This is a genomic window from Yersinia massiliensis CCUG 53443, from assembly GCF_000312485.1.
GTDB classification, from domain to species: Bacteria; Pseudomonadota; Gammaproteobacteria; order Enterobacterales; family Enterobacteriaceae; genus Yersinia; species Yersinia massiliensis.
In genome coordinates this window covers 19,566-40,760 of the sequence record NZ_HE997650.1, presented here as the reverse complement: position 1 = coordinate 40,760, position 21,195 = coordinate 19,566, and the positions used below count along the sequence as shown (strand labels likewise).

Here is a 21,195-nt window from a genome sequence, read left to right as displayed (position 1 = left end):
GTCCTTGTCGCCGCAGCGTTGTTAGCTACGCTCACTTACCCGAATCACTGACTTTCGGTAATGAATAATCCTCATGTTATTTGGGGTGTATATGGATGATTTTTTGTTCGATCCACGTCTCTAAGCAATCGATTACCCTGCTTTCTGCGAGCCAGTTCGAAAAAACCTACTTATGTCACACTTTTAATGCAAATTAGGTAACAAATTACCCTCACTATCTGTATAGAATGTTCCAAAGTTTGTTATTAATCGAAACCACACTGCCATGAAAGGATATGAGCGCGGCCGACCGGTAACACTGATAGCCGTGTGACAACTCGTTAATATCCTGAGCGATTGGCCTCGGGATATCTCAAAGTCATTAGGGCTGGCATTACGCCAGAGCAAGGAGAAAGGCGTTGGAACAGAAGAAAGAATTCACGGTGGCCACCATGAAAGATGTTGCTGGCATGGCGGGCGTTTCAACAGCGACGGTATCACGTGCGTTAATGAACCCAGAAAAGGTTTCAGCAGTGACCCGACAAAAAGTGGAACAAGCTGTTCTGGCTGTGGGTTACTCTCCTCATGCTTTATCTCGCAACATCAAACGTAATGAATCGCGCACCATTCTGGTCATCGTACCGGATATCAGTGATCCGTTTTTTGCCGACATCATTCAGGGCATTGAACATGCCGCCGCTCAGCAAGAATATCTGATCTTAATCGGCGACTGCGCACAACAAACTCAGCAAGAGCGTACTTTCCTTAATCTGATCATTACTAAACAGATCGATGGCATGTTGCTGTTAGGTTCGAATTTGCCGTTTGATGCCAGTAAAGAAGAACAACGCAATTTACCGCCGATGGTGATGGCAAACGAATTCTCACCTGAGTTGGAACTACCAACGGTACATATTGATAATTTGACCGCTGCTTTTGAAGCGGTTAACTATCTGCATGAGTTAGGGCATAAACGCATCGCCTGTATTGCGGGACCAGAGACACTACCGCTGAGTCATTACCGGCTACAAGGGTATATTCAGGCGCTGCGACGTAATGGCGTGGTGGTCGATAACGATTATGTTATACGCGGTGACTTCAGTTATGAATCGGGTGCTGAGACCTTCGCTACCCTGATGACACTACCCAATCCGCCAACGGCAATATTTTGTCACAATGATGTGATGGCGATAGGTGCAATGTGGCAGGCGAAGAGAATGGGGCTCAATGTACCGCGAGACGTCTCACTGGTTGGGTTTGATGATCTGAAGCTGTCACAATATTGCGATCCCCCCTTAACCACGGTAGCGCAACCTCGTTATCAAATTGGTCAGCAAGCCATGTTACTATTACTCGAACAGTTACAAGGGCATTCAGTACAAAGTGGCTCCCGCTTGTTAGACACCGAATTAATCATCAGGGAAAGTACTGCTGCGCCTAAAAGCTAGGCAAATATTCAGGGGTTCAGTAACATGACGGACTTATTCCATCATTATGACGCAGCGAAACGATAGTGGCACAAAGAGATTATGTAAGCCGAGGGCGCTCAGGAGCGCGGCGCAAAAGCACTAGCCGGAAAAAACGCAGTGCACCAGCAGTATCTAAAACCGTGGTGGCACTGGCCGTCGCGTTATTAGTGGTATTTGTTGGCGGCCTTTATTTCATTACGCACAATAAGCCAGATGAGCTTCCGTTGCTGCCTAACAGTGGCCCCCGTACAGGTAATGGGTTACCGCCAAAACCGGAGGAGCGCTGGCGCTACATTAAAGAGCTGGAAAATCGCCAAATTGGCGTACCGACGCCGACCGAGCCTTCTGCCGGTGGTGAGGTCAATTCTAAGACTCAGCTAACGAATGAACAGCGGCAATTGCTTGAGCAGATGCAGGCCGATATGCGTCAACAGCCAACACAGTTGTCCGAGGTGCCTTATAACCAAGGAATATCGGTGCCACGTTCTGCGGTAACGATTACACCGCCGACGACGAATATGCAGCAACCATTAACACAGCCACCACTAACGCAACCGCGTCAGGTGACAGCGCCAATACAACCGCAAACGCAGGTACCATCGCAAACACGGGCGCAGACTCAAACGCAGCCACCGGTCTCTACACCGCCGCGTACACAACCTGTTGCGCCGGTCACGCAGGCCGCGACACCACCGAAACCAGAAAAAGAGAAAGAAAAAGCACAGCGTTGGATGGTGCAATGTGGCTCATTCAAAGCTATCGATCAGGCTGAATCTATCCGAGCCCAGTTGGCATTTGGTGGTATCGAAAGCCGTATTACCACTGGCGGTGGTTGGAATCGCGTCGTGCTCGGCCCGTACAGCACGAAAGCGGCGGCAGATAAAACCTTGCAGCGTTTGCAGGGTGCAGGTCAATCAGGATGTATTCCCCTCGCTGTCGGGGGTTGAAAAGTCGTAATCCTCCCCCATTTATAATCTCAATATACCCCATACTGTTTTTCTGAAGGGCAGTATGGGGGTTCATTCAGTCTGCAACGAGGGTCCGCTCGTGACAACAATTGTAAGTGTTCGCCGTAATGGTCATGTCGTGATTGGTGGTGATGGCCAGGTCACCCTGGGCAATACCGTCATGAAAGGCAATGCTAAAAAAGTACGCCGTCTTTATAACAATAAAGTCATTGCTGGCTTTGCGGGGGGAACCGCTGATGCCTTTACGCTATTTGAATTGTTCGAGCGTAAATTGGAGATGCACCAAGGCCATCTGACGAAAGCGGCGGTTGAGTTAGCCAAAGATTGGCGCACTGACCGCATGTTACGCAAACTTGAAGCACTCTTAGCTGTGGCGGATGAAACTGCCTCACTGATTATTACCGGTAATGGCGATGTTGTTCAGCCCGAAGATGATCTGATTGCGATCGGTTCCGGTGGACCTTATGCCCAGTCAGCAGCACGTGCGCTACTCGAAAATACCGAATTAGGTGCGCGGGATATTGTTGAGAAATCACTGAGCATTGCGGGGGATATCTGTATCTATACCAACCGCTTCCAAACCATTGAAGAATTAACGTACTAAGCATTAAACCGCTAGGCGTGATTAACGAATAAAGCGTAAGGATAGAGTGATATGTCTGAAATGACCCCACGTGAGATTGTCAGCGAACTTGATAGCTACATTATCGGGCAAGATAAAGCGAAACGAGCAGTGGCCATTGCTCTGCGTAACCGCTGGCGTCGTATGCAGCTCAACGAAGAGCTGCGCCATGAAGTGACCCCTAAAAATATTCTGATGATTGGCCCAACCGGTGTGGGTAAAACTGAAATTGCCCGCCGTCTGGCAAAACTGGCCAATGCGCCATTCATCAAAGTTGAAGCGACCAAATTTACTGAAGTTGGCTATGTGGGTAAGGAAGTGGATTCGATTATCCGCGATCTGACCGACGCAGCGGTAAAAATGGTTCGTCATCAATCCATTGAGAAAATGCGCTATCGTGCGGAAGAATTAGCGGAAGAACGTATTCTTGACGTGCTTATCCCGCCGGCCAAAAATAACTGGGGCCAACCGGATGAAAACCAAGAACCATCGGCTACTCGCCAAGCGTTCCGCAAAAAATTGCGTGAAGGCCAACTAGACGATAAAGAGATTGAAATCGATCTGGCCGCTTCGCCAATGGGGGTGGAAATTATGGCACCTCCAGGTATGGAGGAGATGACTAATCAACTACAATCGATGTTCCAGAACATCGCTGGTCAGAAACAAAAGCCACGCAAAATCAAAATCAAAGATGCATTCAAATTGCTGATTGAGGAAGAGGGCGCGAAGCTGGTTAACCCAGAAGAGCTAAAGCAGCAGGCAATTGATGCCGTGGAACAGCACGGGATCGTGTTCGTCGATGAAATCGATAAGATCTGTAAGCGCGGCCAAACGTCAGGCCCAGATGTCTCCCGCGAGGGGGTACAGCGTGACCTGCTGCCATTGGTTGAAGGCTGCACCGTGTCAACCAAACACGGTATGGTGAAAACAGATCATATTCTGTTTATCGCCTCCGGTGCGTTCCAAGTCTCCAGCCCGTCAGATCTTATTCCGGAATTACAAGGTCGCTTGCCTATCCGCGTGGAATTGCAGGCACTGACCACCGATGATTTCGAGCGTATTCTGACTGAACCGAGTGCTTCGTTGACCGAGCAGTACAAAGCTCTAATGGCAACGGAAGGCGTGACGGTAGAATTCACACGCGAAGGTATCCGCAAAATCGCAGAAGCGGCATGGCAGGTTAACGAGCGTACCGAGAACATCGGCGCACGTCGTTTACATACCGTGCTGGAGCGCTTGATGGAAGATATCTCCTATGACGCCAGCGAGAGTCAGGGTCAATCCATTACGATTGATGCGGAGTATGTCGGTAAGCACTTGGATGAATTGGTCGCTGATGAAGACCTGAGTCGTTTCATTCTATAATTCGCCAGTCAATATCGAGTGGGAGGCATTGCCTCCCATTCTTGTTTTAGCGAACCTTGTTTTTCATTAATTCTGTTCTCGCGCATGCTACATTCATTAATGTTGTTTTCGTTAAAACCGTTTTCAGTAACAGGGTTTCCGTCAAGATTTTTGCTATCAAATTTATTTTTTGATGACATTATTTCTGGCGACATTATTCTTGGCAGACATGATTTTTATAACGCGCCAATATGGGCGGACCAGACTCCTATTAAATGAAGCGAAAAATGAGCCTATCAACCAACACCAGCCAAACTCAGGCTTGGCTGGAAAGCCTACGGCCACGAACCCTACCACTGGCTTTTGCCTCTATCGTTACTGGATCAGCACTGGCTTTCTGGCTCGATAGTTTTAAACCCGCCGTCGCTTTACTCGCTTTGTTAACCGCTGGCCTGCTGCAAATTCTCTCCAATTTGGCCAATGATTACGGTGATGCCATTAAAGGCAGTGATACCGAAGAGCGTATTGGGCCATTACGTGGCATGCAAAAAGGAATGATTACCCGCCATCAGATGAAAGTCGCACTGATTATCACGGTAGTGCTGACGATCATTTCTGGTGTTTCACTTATCGCCATTGCCTGTGAAAAGCCCAGTGACATCTTAGGCTTCTTAGTCCTCGGTCTGATGGCCATCATGGCGGCTATCACTTATACCGTGGGCAACAAACCCTATGGCTATATGGGGTTAGGGGATATTTCGGTATTGGTGTTCTTCGGCTGGTTAAGTGTCGCAGGGACTTATTACCTTCAGGCGGGCCACTTCGACAGCATTGTTATGCTGCCAGCCACTGCCTGCGGCTTACTTGCTACCGCTGTTTTGAATATTAATAATTTGCGCGATATCGAAAGTGACCGAGCCAATGGTAAAAATACGCTGGCAGTACGCTTAGGCCCAGTAGTCGCACGCTATTATCATGCCTTACTTATCGCGGCGGCTATCTTCTGTCTGGCGTTATTTAGCCTGCTGAATCTGCACAGTTGGGCAGGATGGATTTTTGTTCTGGCAGTGCCATTACTGGTTAAGCACGCGTTGTTTGTACTGCGTGAGCCAACATCAGCAGGTATGCGCCCAATGCTCGAGCATATGGTTAAAGCCGCACTCCTGACCAACGTCCTATTTGCTGTAGGCTTGGTGCTGAGTTAATCCTGCCTCATTAATTGTCCGAGCAAGCAGGCGGAAAGGCTGGCTCGGATTGATTTAACAATTGATGCTTTTGCCAACAACGGCCAGAAAGGGATATACTTAGCATCCCAGCCGCAACCAGACGTAAATCCTATGAAATATGATACTTCCGATCTCTGCGATATCTATCATGAAGAGGTAAATGTGGTAGAACCACTGTTCTCCAATTTTGGCGGACGTACTTCATTTGGTGGCAAGATTACTACTGTAAAATGTTTCGAAGATAACGGCTTGTTGTTTGACCTACTGGAAGAAAATGGTCTTGGCCGTGTCTTGGTCGTTGATGGCGGTGGCTCGGTGCGCCGTGCATTAGTCAATGCTGAACTCGCTGATTTAGCACTGAAAAACGAGTGGGAAGGTATTGTCGTTTACGGTGCCGTGCGTCAGGTCGATGAGCTGGCTGAGTTAGATATCGGTATTCAGGCAATGGCCGCGATCCCTGTTGGTGCTGCGGATGAAGGCATTGGTGAGAGTGATATCCGCGTAAACTTTGGCGGTGTGACCTTCTTCTCCGGTGACCATCTGTATGCTGATAACACAGGGATGATTTTGTCAGAAGAACCCTTGGATATTGAGTAACATCTTACGGCGCTTTCAGCGAAGCATAAAAAAGGGCGATATTGATATCGCCCTTTTGCTTTCCTGTTATTTCAAGCAGGAAGAATTTGTGAAAGCCAGCCAGTACTCAGACTTCTTCCATCTTGCCCAATAGTGCCCGCAAGCGATCCTGCCAGACGTGCTGCTCTTGCTTTAGTTGCTCATTTTCGCGCACTAAGGCTTCACGGCCACCCGCGGCATCCTGAACTTCTTGGGACAGGGTGTTATTCTTCTCTTTCAGCTCTTCAATTTCCATCTGCAACAATGTGATGGTATCAATCGCCTGCTGAACTTTAACTTCCAATTTCTCAAATACTTCAAATGACATTCTTCGGTCCCCTTATGGTAGCAAGGCGTACATCTTTGGGTCGCAGTCATCATGCTTCACCGAAGTTACTGTATGACCGACGTCACCGAGTCGACTAAAGCAACCTTCGGCAGATGAAACTGCTGTGAATACTTATCGCGCTATATATCTATCGAACTAGTGAAACAAGCGCTATGTTCTCACGCGTTCCTTCGCAAAGGCGACGCAGCTTGATAAAACGATGCTCTTGATAAACTGATATTCTTAAACGATTGTATGTAGCCAGTCTCCCCCTGTCTAGCGCCATACCGGCACAAACTACACTCTGTAGCAATTTCTTATAAGTGACTATCGGCAAAAACTGAAAGACGATGCTTATCTATTCTGTAGAATCGAACATTCTTTTAACAAGCAGGGAGAAAAGTACTGGTCTGATCACACTTTCAAAGTCCCTTAACATCCATGTATAACGCGAAATCGCTCATTTTTATGACGCACTACACACATTTTGATTTCGCTATTTCTCGTTTGTGCTCGTTAACGATAAATTTACATCACTCCCTTCGTCGTCCGAAGGGCAAAAATAAGAAATACCCTATAAATCTCTGTCTCTAGGACATCTACTATGAGCCAAACCGCTAGTTCGACCTTGAAAGGCCAATGTATCGCAGAGTTCCTCGGTACGGGTCTGCTAATCTTTTTCGGTGTGGGCTGTGTTGCTGCGTTGAAATTGGCAGGCGCCAGTTTCGGCCAATGGGAAATTAGTATTATTTGGGGCCTAGGTGTTGCCATGGCCATCTATTTGACCGCAGCAATTTCAGGTGCACATCTTAATCCAGCGGTAACCATTGCATTGTGGTTATTCGCTTGCTTCGATCGCCGCAAAGTTATCCCCTATATCGTGGCGCAGGTTGCCGGTGCTTTTTGTGCCGCGGCATTAGTGTACGGCCTGTATTACAACCTGTTCGTCGATTTTGAACAAACTCATCAAATGGTTCGCGGCAGTGCCGAGAGCATCGATCTGGCGGGTATTTTCTCTACCTACGCCAATCCGCATATTTCTGTTTTCCAAGCATTCTTAGTTGAAACCGTGATTACCGCGATTTTGATGTGCCTGATTTTGGCACTGACTGACGATGGTAACGGCATTCCACGCGGTCCACTGGCACCACTGCTGATTGGTATTCTGATCGCCGTTATCGGTGCATCTATGGGGCCACTGACTGGCTTTGCATTAAACCCAGCACGTGACTTTGGTCCGAAAACATTTGCTTATCTGGCAGGTTGGGGCGAAGTCGCCTTTACTGGTGGGCGTGATATTCCCTACTTCTTGGTGCCAATCTTCGGGCCAATCGTCGGCGCGTTACTCGGTGCGTTTGGTTACCGTGCGCTGATTGGTCGTCACTTACCTTGTGATGTCTGTGTCAGCGATGAAGACGAAACCACGGCTACGACCACAGAACGTAAAGCATAAATATTAGATACTGCGATAAACGGCAACTTAAAATGTGAGCTTATTATGACAACTGAAAATACGACTCAAAAAAAATATATTGTTGCGCTTGATCAGGGCACCACCAGCTCCAGAGCCGTGGTGATGGATCATGATGCTAATATCGTGAGTGTGTCTCAGCGCGAATTCACTCAAATCTACCCGAAAGCGGGTTGGGTTGAACATGACCCAATGGAAATATGGGCGACCCAAAGTTCTACACTGGTTGAAGTGCTGGCAAAAGCCGGTATCAGTTCTGATGAAATAGCGGGTATCGGTATCACCAACCAACGTGAAACCACGATTGTTTGGGATAAAGAAACCGGTAAGCCGGTGTATAACGCGATTGTCTGGCAATGTCGTCGTACGGCAGATATCTGCGAAAAATTGAAAAAAGAAGGGCTGGAAGAGTACATCCGCCACAATACAGGCTTAGTGGTTGACCCTTACTTCTCCGGTACGAAAGTAAAATGGATCCTCGATAACGTCGAAGGTGCACGTGAGCGTGCTGAACGTGGCGAGTTGCTGTTTGGTACTGTGGATACTTGGCTGGTGTGGAATATGACACAAGGCCGTGTTCACGTAACGGATTACACCAACGCATCACGTACTATGATGTTTAATATCCGTACCAAAGAGTGGGATGAGCGCATGTTGACCGCGCTGAACATTCCACGCGCTATGTTGCCTGAAGTTCGCCCATCCTCAGAAATTTACGGCAAAACCAACATTGGTGGTAAAGGTGGGACGCGTATTCCAATCGCAGGGATTGCCGGTGACCAACAAGCGGCCTTGTTCGGTCAGCTTTGTGTACAACCGGGGATGGCGAAAAACACCTACGGTACGGGCTGCTTCTTGTTGATGAATACCGGTGAAGAAGCCGTTCAGTCTCATCATGGGCTGCTGACGACTATCGCTTGTGGTCCGCGCGGCGAAGTTAACTATGCGCTAGAAGGTGCGGTGTTTATCGGTGGTGCCTCTATTCAATGGTTACGTGACGAGCTGAAATTGATCAGTGATGCTACCGACTCCGAATATTTCGCCACTAAAGTGAAAGACAGTAACGGTGTTTACGTCGTGCCTGCCTTTACTGGCTTAGGTGCCCCTTATTGGGACCCGTATGCCCGTGGTGCGATTTTCGGCCTGACCCGTGGTGTTAACAGCAACCATATTATCCGTGCAACACTGGAGTCGATTGCTTACCAAACTCGCGATGTGCTGGATGCAATGCAAGCGGATTCTGGCGAACGCCTGAAATCACTGCGTGTAGACGGTGGCGCAGTGGCTAACAACTTCTTGATGCAGTTCCAAGCCGATATTCTGGGTACGCGTGTTGAGCGTCCTGCTGTGCGCGAAAGTACGGCATTGGGTGCCGCCTTCCTCGCGGGTCTGGCGACGGGCTTCTGGAATGATCTGGACGAAGTGAAGAGCAAGGCCACCATTGAGCGTGAATTCCGCCCAGGGATTGAAACCACCGAGCGTGATTTCCGTTATAAAGGTTGGAAGAAAGCCGTGGCCCGTGCTCAGGCATGGGAAGAGCACGACGAGTAACACCTCGCCTGTTTTACGCTGAACGTGCTTTTACATTGGACGTAATTTGCAAACAACGCGCTATCACCCCCCGATAGCGCGTTTTTCGTTTAAATCCCGATGAGCTTACACCGAGCTAACACCCCTACGACTTCAAGTACGAAGGGTGGTAGAATTCCCGCCCAAACATCAGTTCCTCATCCCGCAATCAACAGGTCTAACCATGAAACGTGAATTAGCCATCGAGTTTTCCCGTGTTACCGAAGCCGCTGCATTAGCAGGGTATAAGTGGCTGGGTCGAGGCGATAAAAATGCCGCTGACGGCGCAGCAGTAAGGGCTATGCGAATTATGCTCAATCAGGTCAACATTGATGGGCAAATTGTTATCGGTGAAGGTGAAATCGATGAAGCGCCAATGCTGTTTATCGGTGAAAACGTCGGCACGGGGCAAGGGGATGCTGTTGATATCGCGGTTGATCCCATTGAAGGCACGCGCATGACTGCCATGGGGCAGGCCAATGCATTGGCAGTACTGGCCGTCGGCGATAAAGGCACATTTTTACATGCGCCTGATATGTACATGGAAAAGCTGGTGGTTGGCCCGGGGGCGAAAGGCGCTATTGACCTGAATTTATCGCTTGAGCAAAACCTACGCAATGTGGCTCGTCAGTTGAACAAGCCTTTGGCTGATCTCACGGTGATCACCCTTGCTAAGCCGCGTCATGACGGCATCATTGCCGAAATGCAGCAACTGGGTGTAAAAGTATTCGCTATTCCTGATGGTGACGTCGCGGCGTCTATTTTGACCTGCATGCCCGAAAGTGAAGTCGATGTGATGTACTGCATCGGTGGAGCCCCTGAAGGCGTTATTTCTGCTGCGGTTATCCGTGCTTTAGACGGTGACATGCAAGGCCGCTTATTGGCGCGTCACCATGTTAAAGGGGATAACGACGATAACCGCCGTATTGGCGAGCAAGAGTTAGCCCGCTGCAAATCAATGGGTATTGAAGCCGGTAAGGTTCTGCTACTGGGGGATATGGCTCGTAATGACAATGTCATTTTCTCTGCCACTGGGATTACCAAAGGTGATTTACTGGAGGGGATTTATCGCAAAGGGAACATGGCGACCACCGAAACATTGCTAATCCGAGGCAAATCTCGGACTATTCGCCGTATCCGCTCTACTCATTTCCTCGACCGTAAAGATCCGGCGCTGCATGAGTTTTTACTGTAGTGGTCACAGCAACACCGTTTGTCAGGTAATACCCTTTGTCACAGCAATAAAAACGGGTACTGAATTCAGTACCCGTTAGTTTAAGTTAAGCGCGGTGCTCTTGGGGCTGCATCCGATGGGATAACGGCCACCAGCAGAGCAGAATCACGATTGCCATCGCGAACATTAACAACCCCAGACTGAATTGCCCCGTTTGCGGCAACATGGCGGATAGCCACGTCGCTAATCCTGAACCTACATTTTGCAACCCACCCACTAAGGCGCCAGCCGCACCGGCCAGATACGGAAAGGGTTCCATTGCCCCTGTCGTTGCCAGCGGGAATAGCATGCCCGCACCAAAGAAAAAGAGGGCGGCGGGTATCACTAACGTCCAGATATTCATCACGCCAAACCAACTGGGGATCCACATCATTAGCCCAGCCAGCAGGCAACTGATAACGGAATGCCACATCAGACTGTGGAAGGTCTTACCGTCACGACCGGCATACCATGCACCAAAGAAGGCCGCCGGAATGGGTAAAATAAACAAAATACTGACGGTCACACCACTTAGCCCAAGCACGCCCCCCATCAACACACCCGCACTGGCCTCAAATACGGCAATCCCGGCTAATGCGCCAATTAACATCACCAGATAACAGCTAAAAGCACCGTCAGATAGCAGCAGGCGAAAGCTGGCTAACATACGCCGTTTTTCCGTTTGCTGTGGCCGAGTTTCTGGTAACCACCGGAACATACAAAATGCGACTAAACTGCATAAAAATAGCAGGAATGCGTAGGATGCACGCCAGCCAAACAGGCTTGCCAATACCCCGCCGATAACCGGTGCCAGTAGCGGGCTGACCAAAATTCCCATGTTTAACATACTGTTGGCATAACGTAATGACGTGCCAGAATAAAGGTCACGGGGCATTGTCCGCGCCATAACGCCCGCAACACCCGTCCCCATGCCCTGTAAAGCACTAGCAGCCACCAGCATGGTGAGACTGCTAGCCAGCCAAGCTCCTAATGCGCCTAACATAAAGATCATCATGCCTGCCAGAATCACCGGACGACGACCAACACGGTCGGAAAGTGGGCCATAAATCAACTGTGAGAAGCCATAGGTCAACAAATAAGCCGCCATCACACGCTGCACCACTCCGGTACGAACCGAAAAGTCACGGGCGATATCCGCGATGACTGGCACATAGATCGTTTGCGCCATTTGGCCCACGGCAACGAGCAGGATTAACATCACAAGCAGGTGAAGATTTTCTATTTTTTTCATTATCTTAAAGCATCAATAAGCTGTAATACGTGTCTTTTTTGTGACACACCTCACTATCGGCGTATAAGCTAACAAATTTAGATTATTTATCTATGCAGCACGACATATTACAAAATCGAATATTGGCAGATAAAAACACCAAACACGTAAAGTAAACTGTCCATATTCACGTTGGCGAAATGAATCTGTTAAGTAAAACAGCGCGATAACATTTAATCGATAATACTTTTTAGGCAAATCCCCTAAAATATCGCCTGCGCTTTTGGCATGACTTCTAATAGGGACCATAACGATGGCTGAATGGGTTAGTGGCAAGATTACTCACGTCGATCACTGGACAGACGCGCTGTTCAGCATTCGGGTTAATGCACCGGTCGATCCCTTTACGGCTGGCCAATTTGCCAAGCTGGCATTAGATATCAATGGTGAGCGGATACAGAGGGCTTATTCATACGTTAACGCCCCAAGTGATGAGAATCTGGAGTTCTATCTGGTCACGGTGCCGGAAGGTAAACTCAGTCCTCGGCTAGATCAATTGGCTGTCGGCGATGAGGTGATGGTGACCAAGCAGGCTGCGGGTTTCTTCGTGCTGGAAGAGATACCCGATTGCGATACCTTATGGATGCTGGCCACCGGCACTGCCATCGGCCCCTATCTGTCTATTTTGCAGGAAGGGCGTGATCTGGAACGCTTTAAGCATGTGGTATTGGTCCATGCGGCCCGTTTTGTTCGTGACCTCAGTTATTTGCCCTTGATGCAGCAATTGGAACAACGCTATAACGGCAAGCTCCGTATTCAGACCGTGGTAAGCCGCGAACAGTCCCCCGGTTCGTTGACTGGCAGGGTGCCTGCATTAATTGAGAGTGGCGCATTGGAAGCGGCAGTGGGCTTGAAGATGGATGCCGCAGATAGCCATGTCATGCTGTGCGGCAATCCGCAAATGGTGCGTGACACTCAGCAGTTACTGAAAGAACAACGTGAGATGCGTAAACATCTGCGCCGTAAACCGGGGCATATGAGCAGCGAGCAGTATTGGTAGTATTCGGTATGAGTCAGGCGGCAGCCCAGAAATTTATAGGTTAGCGCTACGATCGACTGATGATTTTGATGTGGATGGTCGGTTGGGCACAAATGATATGCCAACCGACCTGACCAACTTGCTAGTCGGCTAAAGGCTCGTAAACCGGCTATAAGCTAGCCGGTTCAAATGAGCCTTGAGTACTAGCCTGTGTTGCGCATACCTGCCGCGACACCTGCAATCGTCACCATCAATGCTTGTTCAACACGCGCATCTGGGTGTTCTTGCTGGCGTGAACGGTGCAACAGTTCTGCTTGCAGGACGTTCAACGGGTCGGTATACACGTTACGTAACGCGATAGACTCCGCAATCCACGGCAAATCAGCCATCAAGTGATCGTCATTGGCAATTGCCAGCACCACTTTAATATCTGCTTCTAACTGATCGCGTAATTGCTGGCCCAGTGGCCACAAAGATTTCTCGACCAAACGCTGATCGTAATATTCTGCCAACCACAAATCGGCTTTGGCGAACACCATTTCCAGCATACCAATACGGGTCGAGAAGAATGGCCAGTTGCGGCACATAGCGGCGAGCGCATCACGCTTACCGGCATCAATCGCTTTCTGCAAACCGGCACCGGCACCCAACCATGCGGGCAGCATTAGGCGGTTTTGTGTCCACGCGAAGATCCATGGAATCGCACGTAAGCTCTCGACTCCGCCGTTCGGGCGGCGTTTGGCAGGGCGTGAACCCAATGGCAGCTTACCTAATTCCAGCTCTGGCGTTGCGGCGCGGAAGTAAGGGACGAATTCTGGATTCTCGCGCACATAACCGCGATACATATCGCAGGAAGCATCCGACAAGATATCCATCACCTCAATCCATTCTTTCTTCGGTTCCGGTGGCGGGAGCAGATTCGCTTCCAAAATGGCGCCTGCGTACAGGGCCAAGCTGCTGATGGTGACTTCCGGCAGACCAAATTTAAAGCGGATCATCTCGCCTTGTTCAGTCACACGTAAGCCGCCTTTCAGGCTACCCGGAGGTTGAGAGAGCAGCGCAGCATGGGCTGGTGCACCACCGCGACCAATAGAACCACCACGACCATGGAACAGCGTCAGAGAGATGCCCGCTTTCTCGCAGGTCTTGATCAAGGCGTCTTGCGCACGATATTGCGCCCAAGATGCGGCCATCACACCGGCGTCTTTCGCCGAGTCAGAATAGCCAATCATCACCATCTGCTTGCCTTGAATCAGACCACGATACCAGTCGATGCTCAGCAACTGCGTCATCACATCGTCAGCGTTGTTCAAATCATCAAGGGTTTCGAACAATGGCGCGACCGGCAACGTGAACGGACAACCGGCTTCTTTCAGCAATAAATGCACGGCCAGCACGTCAGAGGGGACTTTCGCCATCGAGATAACATAGGCGGCGATAGAGCCTTGCGGGGCTTCAGCAATCACCCGACAAGTTTCAAGCACTTCCTGTGTATCAGCACTTGGCTCCCATTTCAGTGGAACCAGCGGGCGCTTGGAGTTCAATTCACGGATCAGGAAGGCTTGTTTGTCCGCTTCAGACCAGCTCTCATAATCGCCGAGGCCCAGATAGCGGGTTAACTCTGCAATGGCATCGGTATGGCGGGTGCTTTCTTGGCGCACATCGATACGCACCAAAGGCACGCCAAAACAGCGGACGCGGCGCAGTGTGTCCAGTAACTGACCGTTGGCGATGATCTCCATGCCGCAGGCTTTCAGGGACTGATAACAGGCGTAGAGTGGATCCCACAGTTGGTCATTGCTCACTAACAGGTCAGTCGGTGGCAATACGCGCTCGCCTTTCAGGCGTTTTTCCAGATAAGCCTGTGTGTTCGTTAACTGAGTCCGAACTCGTTTCATCAGTTCACGATAGGGTTCTGGCACTTCGTCGCCACCAGCCAATTCACGCAGTTCAGGCGTACATTCAGACATTGAAAGCTCTGAGACCAGAACCTGAATATCACGCAGGAACAAATCAGTGGCTTTCCAGCGGCTGAGCAGCAGCACGTGGCGGGTAATTTCTGCCGTCACATTGGGGTTACCGTCACGGTCACCGCCCATCCATGAAGTGAAGCGAATCGGCACAGCTTCAACCGGCAAGCGGTAATCGAGGGAGTTTTGCAACTGCTCGTTAAACTCGCGCAAGAAAGCAGGTACGCCTTCCCACAGGCTATTTTCCACCACGGCAAAGCCCCATTTGGCTTCATCAACAGGGGAAGGGCGAATTTTACGAATTTCGTCGGTATGCCATGATTGTGCGACTAACTGCCGTAAACGACGCATGATCTTGTTGCGTTCGTAATCGGCTAAATCATTATGATCCAACTGGCTCAGGCAGGTATTCACTTCCACCAGTTTATGAATCAACGTACGGCGAGTTATTTCGGTTGGGTGAGCAGTTAAGACCAGCTCAATGGATAACTCTTCAACCGCGCTGCGCATATCTTTCTCGCTCAGCTTTTTATTTTTTAACCGAGTGAACAGTTGAGCCAGCGCTTCTGGATTGCTTGCCGCTTCACCGTGGGGTGAAATGCTGTGGTATTGCTCCGCCGTATTCGTCAGATTGAGGAATTGGCTAAAAGCACGGGCGACAGGTAACAGCTCGTCGTTGGACAAATTTTGCAGCGTCGTCAGCAGTTCCTGACGGCTCGCTTCATTCCCCGCTCGCGAAGATTTGGATAATTTACGGATGGTTTCTACCCGATCAAGAATGTGTTCGCCTAACGCTTCCTTGATGGTTTCCCCGAGTAGTTTGCCGAGCATACTGACGTTACTTCGCATTGCGGAATATTGTTCGTTCATATGACCCCTAACATACCCGTCATCATCCAAGTTGCAGGCAAAGAGGCTTATTTCGCTGGCCGCCTGCCTGCATCTTGAAATCTATTGGGTATATGATTTCTTTTTGTACCCTTCGTAACTTGATGGGTATGTAAATTAATTTCACCCAGAAGGCTGAGATGGACAATTCCACTCGCCACGTTCAATTCCATACCCCAATTGACACTATTTTCAGCAAAAAAACATCAATTTTAGGGATATTTCTGAAATTTAATTACCGAGGTTAGGTTATCAGTCTGGCTTATGGGCAATATTGATCCGTCTACCTCATTAGAGTTATTTTTGCTGACAAAAATGGTCAACTAACTGGCCAATCAGCTCACGAGTGGGTTCGATAAAGGCCATATCGATAAATTCATCTGGCTGGTGGGCCTGATTAATTGAGCCGGGCCCCAGTACCAACGTCGGGCAGATTTGCTGGATAAACGGCGCTTCAGTACAGTAGTTCACCACCGCAGTACGCTCACCCAATAATTTCTCAATAACACCGACCATATGATGGTCTGTCGGGCATTCATAGCCAGGAATCGGGGGATGCAGTTCATCAATGCTCAAGCGGCCTGGCCAGCGTTCACTCACCGGTGCCAGTGCCTCTGCCATCAACTCATCCAGATCACTTAAAGTGAGACCGGGCAATGGGCGGATATCCATATGCAATTCACAACAAGCACAGATGCGGTTTGCAGCGTCACCACCGTTGATATGACCAAAGTTCATCGTCGGATAAGGGACGGTAAATGCAGGATTGTGATAACGCTCTTGCAACTTAGTGCGCAGTTTCATTAACTCAGTAATGGATTCATGCATTAAATCAATCGCATTGACGCCACGCGCTGGATCACTGGAATGGCCGGATTGGCCCGTAATACGGATGGCGTTGGAAATATGCCCTTTGTGTGCCCTCACGGGTTGCAGTGAGGTGGGTTCGCCAATAATGGCAAAGTCAGGGCGCAACTGGGAGGAGGCGGCAAAATAGCGCGCGCCTGCCATCGTGGTTTCTTCATCGGCGGTGGCCAGAATATACAGCGGTTTACTCAGCTTGCTGGCATCGATATCGCGCACGGCATCTAAAATAAAGGCAAAAAAGCCTTTCATATCGGCAGTACCTAAACCGTATAACTTATTGTCGTGCTCGGTCAGTGTGAAGGGATCTCGCGTCCAACGCCCTTCATCGTAAGGCACAGTATCGGTATGGCCAGCCAGCAGCAGCCCCCCTTTGCTTGTACCGCTATTCGTTTCTCCGATACTCGCAAGCAGGTTAAATTTATGGCGTGTATTGGGAACGGGTTGGATTTCGATACGAAAACCTAAGTCTGAGAACCATCCAGCCAACAAGTTGATTAACGCCTCATTACTTTGATCAAGGGCGCCATCGGTCGCGCTGATGGAAGGCGTGGCGATTAACGCCCGATACAACTCAATAAATGGAGGTAATTTCATCTTCACTGTTGACAGCCTTTGGTTAGGATAGTATCAATATTCATGCAATTATTATGAATAAAAATACATTAAGCTTAAGCGTAAGGGAACCTTAAAACGCCCTTAAATTTACGAAAATGTCAATGCCCAATCGCGTGGGGGACAGTAAAACCTTGCTGACTACCCAAAAACTGGTTTTGACTACTTATGTTTTTAAAACCAATTTATGTGTTTAAACCCAATAACATTTTTATAGCCAAAGCACGGGGTGTTACAGCCAGCGGATGAATCTCACCCACATCGCTGCAACATCAAGTAAGCAAGGTAAGGTGAACTGAACCCATGTTAAATACGCTAATTGTTGGTGCTAGTGGCTATGCCGGCGCGGAGCTTACGGCTTACCTAAATCGTCACCCACATATGAACATAACCGGTTTAACGGTTTCAGCGCAAAGTGCAGATGCAGGAAAATTACTTTCTGACCTGCACCCGCAGCTAAAAGGCATCATCGATCTTCCGCTGCAACCCTTGGTGGATGTGGCTCAGGCGGCAAAAGGTGTCGATGTGGTTTTTCTTGCCACTGCCCATGAAGTCAGCCATGACTTAGCGCCACAATTTTTAGCCGCAGGTTGCGTTGTATTCGACCTCTCTGGCGCATTCCGAGTTCAGGATGCCGCGTTCTACAGCCAGTATTACGGTTTTGAGCACCAGCACGCGGATTGGCTGGATAAAGCGGTCTATGGGTTGGCTGAATGGCAAGCAGAAGATATCAAACAAGCCCAATTGATCGCGGTCCCTGGCTGCTATCCAACCGCTTCACAACTGGCGCTAAAACCGTTAGTGGACGGCGGTTTACTCAATGATGCGCAATGGCCAGTGATTAACGCCGTCAGTGGCGTCAGCGGTGCGGGGCGTAAAGCCAGCATCGGTAACAGTTTTTGCGAAGTAAGTTTACAGCCGTACGGTTTGTTTAATCATCGTCATCAACCCGAGATTGTTGCTCATTTGGGTACGCCGGTGATTTTCACTCCGCACCTAGGCAACTTCGCGCGCGGTATTTTGGCGACGATCACTTGCCGATTGAAGGCGGGCGTGACGGCAGAGGATATCGCTGAGGCGTATCACAATGCTTATCAAGATAAGCCGCTAGTGCGGTTATATCAGCAAGGTGTACCGGCACTGAAAGCCGTCGTCGGCCTACCTTTCTGTGATATTGGTTTCTCTGTAAAAGGCGAGCATTTAATCATTGTCGCGACAGAAGATAACCTGCTGAAAGGTGCGGCGGCACAGGCCGTACAATGCATGAATATTCGTTTTGGCTTTGCGGAAACTCAATCCCTACTGTGAGTCACTCTAGGGTAGCCAGTTACCGAGCCAGAATGGGCAGATACAGATACTTTATCCAATTAGATTGAGGCGAAACATGATAAACCCGTTGGTCATTAAATTAGGTGGCGTGTTGCTGGACAGCGAAGAAGCGCTGGAACGCCTGTTTACTGCATTAGTGACCTATCGTGAGAAGCATGAGCGCCCGCTTGTGATTATGCACGGTGGTGGCTGTCTGGTTGATGACCTGATGAAAAAACTCGCGTTGCCGGTCGTCAAGAAAAATGGCCTGCGGGTTACTCCGGCTGATCAGATTGATATTATCACTGGCGCACTGGCAGGAACGGCCAACAAAACCTTGTTGGCCTGGGCGATAAAACATCAAATCAATGCCGTTGGCCTGTGTTTAGGTGATGGTGATACTGTGCCGGTGACGCCGTTAGATGCCGAGTTAGGGCATGTAGGTAAAGCTCAACCGGGTTCACCAGCATTGGTGCAAACCTTGCTGGCTGTCGGGTATATGCCAATTATCAGCTCAATTGGCATAACGGCTGATGGTAAGCTGATGAATGTGAATGCGGATCAGGCTGCAACAGCGCTGGCCGCGACATTGGGCGCAGATCTGATTTTGCTGTCCGATGTGAGCGGCATTTTGGATGGCAAAGGCCAGCGGATTGCAGAGATGACGGCGCAGAAAGCAGAACAATTGATTGCTCAAGGTATTATTACCGATGGCATGATTGTTAAAGTGAATGCGGCGCTGGATGCGGCACGTTCATTGGGCCGCCCAGTCGATATCGCCAGTTGGCGTCATGCAGATCAACTGCCAGCATTGTTTAATGGTGTGCCCATTGGTACCCGTATTCTGGCGTGATACTGTTTATTTAAATTCCTTTACCCGACGCTATTGGCGTGGCAGGTTGTTGGCAGCCAGCTAACAAGCCTGTCGCTGCAACAGCGCAGGGTATTCTATCGTGTAATTAGGGAAGCAAGATTATGGCATTGTGGGGCGGACGGTTCAGTCAGGCAGCAGATCAGCGTTTTAAACAATTCAACGATTCCCTGCGGTTTGATTACCGGCTAGCAGAGCAGGATATTATCGGGTCTGTTGCTTGGTCGAAGGCGCTGGTCACCGTTGGTGTATTAAGCGCAGACGAGCAGCAACAATTAGAGCAGGCACTTTCTGTTTTGTTAGAAGAAGTGCAGGCCGATCCACAGGCCATTTTGAATAGCGATGCGGAAGATATCCATAGCTGGGTAGAAACCAAACTGATTGATAAGGTCGGCGATTTAGGCAAAAAGCTGCACACTGGCCGTAGCCGTAACGATCAGGTCGCGACGGACCTAAAATTGTGGTGCAAATTCCAGGTAACCGAATTAAAAGCCGCTGTTCAGCAGTTGCAGCAGGCGTTGGTTATTACGGCTGAAGCTAATCAGGATGCGGTGATGCCGGGTTATACCCACTTACAACGCGCCCAGCCGGTGACTTTTGCCCATTGGTGTTTGGCCTATGTTGAAATGCTCGCCCGTGATGAAAGCCGTCTGCAAGATACCCTGAAACGCTTGGATGTCAGCCCATTAGGCAGTGGGGCATTGGCAGGTACAGCTTATGCTATCGATCGCGAGCAATTGGCGGGCTGGTTAGGTTTTGCTTCTGCGACCCGTAACAGCCTCGATAGCGTTTCTGATCGTGACCACGTGTTAGAACTCCTATCGGATGCCAGTATCGGCATGGTGCATCTATCTCGCTTCGCTGAAGATTTAATTTTCTTCAACAGTGGTGAAGCAGCATTTGTCGACTTATCTGATCGTGTGACGTCAGGCTCTTCCCTGATGCCGCAAAAGAAGAACCCAGATGCATTGGAATTAATTCGCGGTAAATGTGGCCGAGTACAAGGTGCATTGACCGGCATGATGATGACGCTAAAAGGCTTGCCTTTGGCCTATAACAAAGACATGCAGGAAGACAAGGAAGGGCTGTTTGATGCGCTCGATACTTGGCTCGATTGCTTGCACATGGGCGCACTGGTTTTGGATGGCATTCAGGTAAAACGCCCACGTTGCCAAGAAGCGGCTGAACAGGGCTACGCTAACGCAACAGAACTGGCTGACTATTTGGTCGCTAAAGGCGTGCCGTTCCGTGAAGCGCACCACATTGTTGGCGAAGCCGTGGTGGAAGCCATTCGTCAGGGTAAAGCGCTAGAAGCCCTATCGCTCAGTGATTTGCAAAAATTCAGTACTGTCATTGGTGACGATGTGTATCCGATTCTGGCCTTACAGTCTTGTCTGGATAAACGTGTCGCTAAAGGCGGCGTATCGCCACAGCAAGTCGCCTTTGCTATCGCTGAAGCTAAAACCCGCCTGTTTTAGTTTGCTGTGTACTAATACCGATTACGGGTCACTTTACAGTGGCCCGCTCTTTTAGATATACCCGCCCCGAATATTCCTATTAATTCACCGACTCAGAAATTCAATCAACGTTACAGCAACACTTATT

At 49.5% G+C, this 21,195-nt stretch carries 17 protein-coding genes; 13 read left to right on the top strand and 4 right to left on the bottom strand.

Features of this window, described 5'->3' with window-relative positions; translation table 11 throughout:
• Positions 1-398 precede the first annotated feature (398 nt).
• The 6 genes from cytR to rraA all read left to right on the top strand — a co-directional run bounded on the left by cytR (position 399) and on the right by rraA (position 6,205).
• Positions 399-1,427 carry a DNA-binding transcriptional regulator CytR gene (gene cytR / locus BN68_RS20295; RefSeq protein WP_019213026.1) on the top strand — a complete coding sequence of 343 codons (1,029 nt, stop codon included), beginning with the start codon at positions 399-401 and terminating at the stop codon, positions 1,425-1,427.
• Between the two features lie 65 nt (positions 1,428-1,492).
• Complete coding sequence (gene ftsN, locus BN68_RS20290; protein ID WP_019213025.1) at positions 1,493-2,395, top strand: cell division protein FtsN; 903 nt, start codon at positions 1,493-1,495, stop codon at positions 2,393-2,395.
• A gap of 100 nt (positions 2,396-2,495) precedes the next feature.
• Positions 2,496-3,020, top strand: a complete 525-nt coding sequence (gene hslV, locus BN68_RS20285) for an ATP-dependent protease subunit HslV (RefSeq protein WP_004714422.1) — start codon at positions 2,496-2,498, stop codon at positions 3,018-3,020.
• A 51-nt stretch (positions 3,021-3,071) separates the two neighbouring features.
• Complete coding sequence (gene hslU / locus BN68_RS20280) at positions 3,072-4,403, top strand: HslU--HslV peptidase ATPase subunit (protein WP_019213023.1); 1,332 nt, start codon at positions 3,072-3,074, stop codon at positions 4,401-4,403.
• Between the two features lie 266 nt (positions 4,404-4,669).
• On the top strand, positions 4,670-5,587 hold the full coding sequence (locus BN68_RS20275; protein ID WP_019213022.1) for a 1,4-dihydroxy-2-naphthoate polyprenyltransferase: 918 nt from the start codon (positions 4,670-4,672) through the stop codon (positions 5,585-5,587).
• A 132-nt stretch (positions 5,588-5,719) separates the two neighbouring features.
• The gene (rraA, locus tag BN68_RS20270; RefSeq protein ID WP_019213021.1) at positions 5,720-6,205 is read left to right on the top strand and encodes a ribonuclease E activity regulator RraA; all 486 of its coding nucleotides are present in this window, start codon (positions 5,720-5,722) and stop codon (positions 6,203-6,205) included.
• 106 nt (positions 6,206-6,311) lie between these two features.
• Here the strand turns inward: rraA and zapB are convergent, their stop codons facing one another.
• Entirely contained in the window at positions 6,312-6,551 is a 240-nt protein-coding gene (gene zapB, locus BN68_RS20265; protein ID WP_004704796.1) for a septal ring assembly protein ZapB, read from the bottom strand.
• Positions 6,552-7,155: 604 nt separating this feature from the next.
• On the opposite strand from zapB, the gene BN68_RS20260 reads away from it, so the two are divergent.
• The 3 genes from BN68_RS20260 to glpX all read left to right on the top strand — a co-directional run bounded on the left by BN68_RS20260 (position 7,156) and on the right by glpX (position 10,786).
• Positions 7,156-8,004, top strand: coding sequence for an MIP/aquaporin family protein (locus tag BN68_RS20260; RefSeq protein ID WP_019213020.1), 849 nt, complete (start codon positions 7,156-7,158; stop codon positions 8,002-8,004).
• A 45-nt stretch (positions 8,005-8,049) separates the two neighbouring features.
• The gene (glpK, locus tag BN68_RS20255) at positions 8,050-9,573 is read left to right on the top strand and encodes a glycerol kinase GlpK (protein WP_019213019.1); all 1,524 of its coding nucleotides are present in this window, start codon (positions 8,050-8,052) and stop codon (positions 9,571-9,573) included.
• Between the two features lie 202 nt (positions 9,574-9,775).
• Positions 9,776-10,786 carry a class II fructose-bisphosphatase gene (glpX, locus tag BN68_RS20250; RefSeq protein WP_019213018.1) on the top strand — a complete coding sequence of 337 codons (1,011 nt, stop codon included), beginning with the start codon at positions 9,776-9,778 and terminating at the stop codon, positions 10,784-10,786.
• A gap of 85 nt (positions 10,787-10,871) precedes the next feature.
• On the opposite strand, the gene emrD is transcribed toward glpX, so the two are convergent.
• Positions 10,872-12,056 (bottom strand): multidrug efflux MFS transporter EmrD, encoded by a 1,185-nt coding sequence (emrD, locus tag BN68_RS20245; protein WP_019213017.1) that lies wholly within the window; start codon positions 12,054-12,056, stop codon positions 10,872-10,874.
• Positions 12,057-12,348: 292 nt separating this feature from the next.
• Here emrD and fpr point away from each other — a divergent pair, with 292 nt between their 5' ends.
• Positions 12,349-13,095: a ferredoxin--NADP(+) reductase gene (fpr, locus tag BN68_RS20240; protein WP_019213016.1), complete on the top strand. Its 747-nt coding sequence runs from the start codon at positions 12,349-12,351 to the stop codon at positions 13,093-13,095.
• A gap of 182 nt (positions 13,096-13,277) precedes the next feature.
• On the opposite strand, the gene ppc is transcribed toward fpr, so the two are convergent.
• Together ppc and argE are read right to left on the bottom strand one after the other, a co-directional pair.
• Positions 13,278-15,914, bottom strand: coding sequence for a phosphoenolpyruvate carboxylase (gene ppc / locus BN68_RS20235; protein ID WP_019213015.1), 2,637 nt, complete (start codon positions 15,912-15,914; stop codon positions 13,278-13,280).
• A 315-nt stretch (positions 15,915-16,229) separates the two neighbouring features.
• Positions 16,230-17,393: an acetylornithine deacetylase gene (gene argE / locus BN68_RS20230; RefSeq protein ID WP_019213014.1), complete on the bottom strand. Its 1,164-nt coding sequence runs from the start codon at positions 17,391-17,393 to the stop codon at positions 16,230-16,232.
• Positions 17,394-17,714: 321 nt separating this feature from the next.
• Here argE and argC point away from each other — a divergent pair, with 321 nt between their 5' ends.
• From argC to argH, 3 genes are all read left to right on the top strand, one after another.
• A complete protein-coding gene (argC, locus tag BN68_RS20225; protein WP_019213013.1) occupies positions 17,715-18,719 on the top strand; it encodes an N-acetyl-gamma-glutamyl-phosphate reductase in 1,005 nt (334 codons plus the stop codon).
• Between the two features lie 76 nt (positions 18,720-18,795).
• Positions 18,796-19,572: an acetylglutamate kinase gene (gene argB / locus BN68_RS20220; RefSeq protein ID WP_019213012.1), complete on the top strand. Its 777-nt coding sequence runs from the start codon at positions 18,796-18,798 to the stop codon at positions 19,570-19,572.
• 122 nt (positions 19,573-19,694) lie between these two features.
• Positions 19,695-21,068 (top strand): argininosuccinate lyase, encoded by a 1,374-nt coding sequence (gene argH, locus BN68_RS20215; RefSeq protein WP_019213011.1) that lies wholly within the window; start codon positions 19,695-19,697, stop codon positions 21,066-21,068.
• Positions 21,069-21,195: the final 127 nt, after the last annotated feature.

What these genes read in the sequence shown, in the direction of transcription:
- argB (WP_019213012.1), top strand. Translation starts at nt 18,796, where the DNA reads ATGATAAACCCGTTGGTCATTAAATTAGGTGGCGTGTTGCTGGACAGC.
- glpX (WP_019213018.1), top strand. Translation starts at nt 9,776, where the DNA reads ATGAAACGTGAATTAGCCATCGAGTTTTCCCGTGTTACCGAAGCCGCT.
- glpK (WP_019213019.1), top strand. Translation starts at nt 8,050, where the DNA reads ATGACAACTGAAAATACGACTCAAAAAAAATATATTGTTGCGCTTGAT.
- argH (WP_019213011.1), top strand. Translation starts at nt 19,695, where the DNA reads ATGGCATTGTGGGGCGGACGGTTCAGTCAGGCAGCAGATCAGCGTTTT.
- argC (WP_019213013.1), top strand. Translation starts at nt 17,715, where the DNA reads ATGTTAAATACGCTAATTGTTGGTGCTAGTGGCTATGCCGGCGCGGAG.
- BN68_RS20260 (WP_019213020.1), top strand. Translation starts at nt 7,156, where the DNA reads ATGAGCCAAACCGCTAGTTCGACCTTGAAAGGCCAATGTATCGCAGAG.
- ppc (WP_019213015.1), bottom strand. Translation starts at nt 15,914, where the DNA reads ATGAACGAACAATATTCCGCAATGCGAAGTAACGTCAGTATGCTCGGC.
- emrD (WP_019213017.1), bottom strand. Translation starts at nt 12,056, where the DNA reads ATGAAAAAAATAGAAAATCTTCACCTGCTTGTGATGTTAATCCTGCTC.
- BN68_RS20275 (WP_019213022.1), top strand. Translation starts at nt 4,670, where the DNA reads ATGAGCCTATCAACCAACACCAGCCAAACTCAGGCTTGGCTGGAAAGC.
- zapB (WP_004704796.1), bottom strand. Translation starts at nt 6,551, where the DNA reads ATGTCATTTGAAGTATTTGAGAAATTGGAAGTTAAAGTTCAGCAGGCG.
- fpr (WP_019213016.1), top strand. Translation starts at nt 12,349, where the DNA reads ATGGCTGAATGGGTTAGTGGCAAGATTACTCACGTCGATCACTGGACA.
- hslU (WP_019213023.1), top strand. Translation starts at nt 3,072, where the DNA reads ATGTCTGAAATGACCCCACGTGAGATTGTCAGCGAACTTGATAGCTAC.
- argE (WP_019213014.1), bottom strand. Translation starts at nt 17,393, where the DNA reads ATGAAATTACCTCCATTTATTGAGTTGTATCGGGCGTTAATCGCCACG.
- rraA (WP_019213021.1), top strand. Translation starts at nt 5,720, where the DNA reads ATGAAATATGATACTTCCGATCTCTGCGATATCTATCATGAAGAGGTA.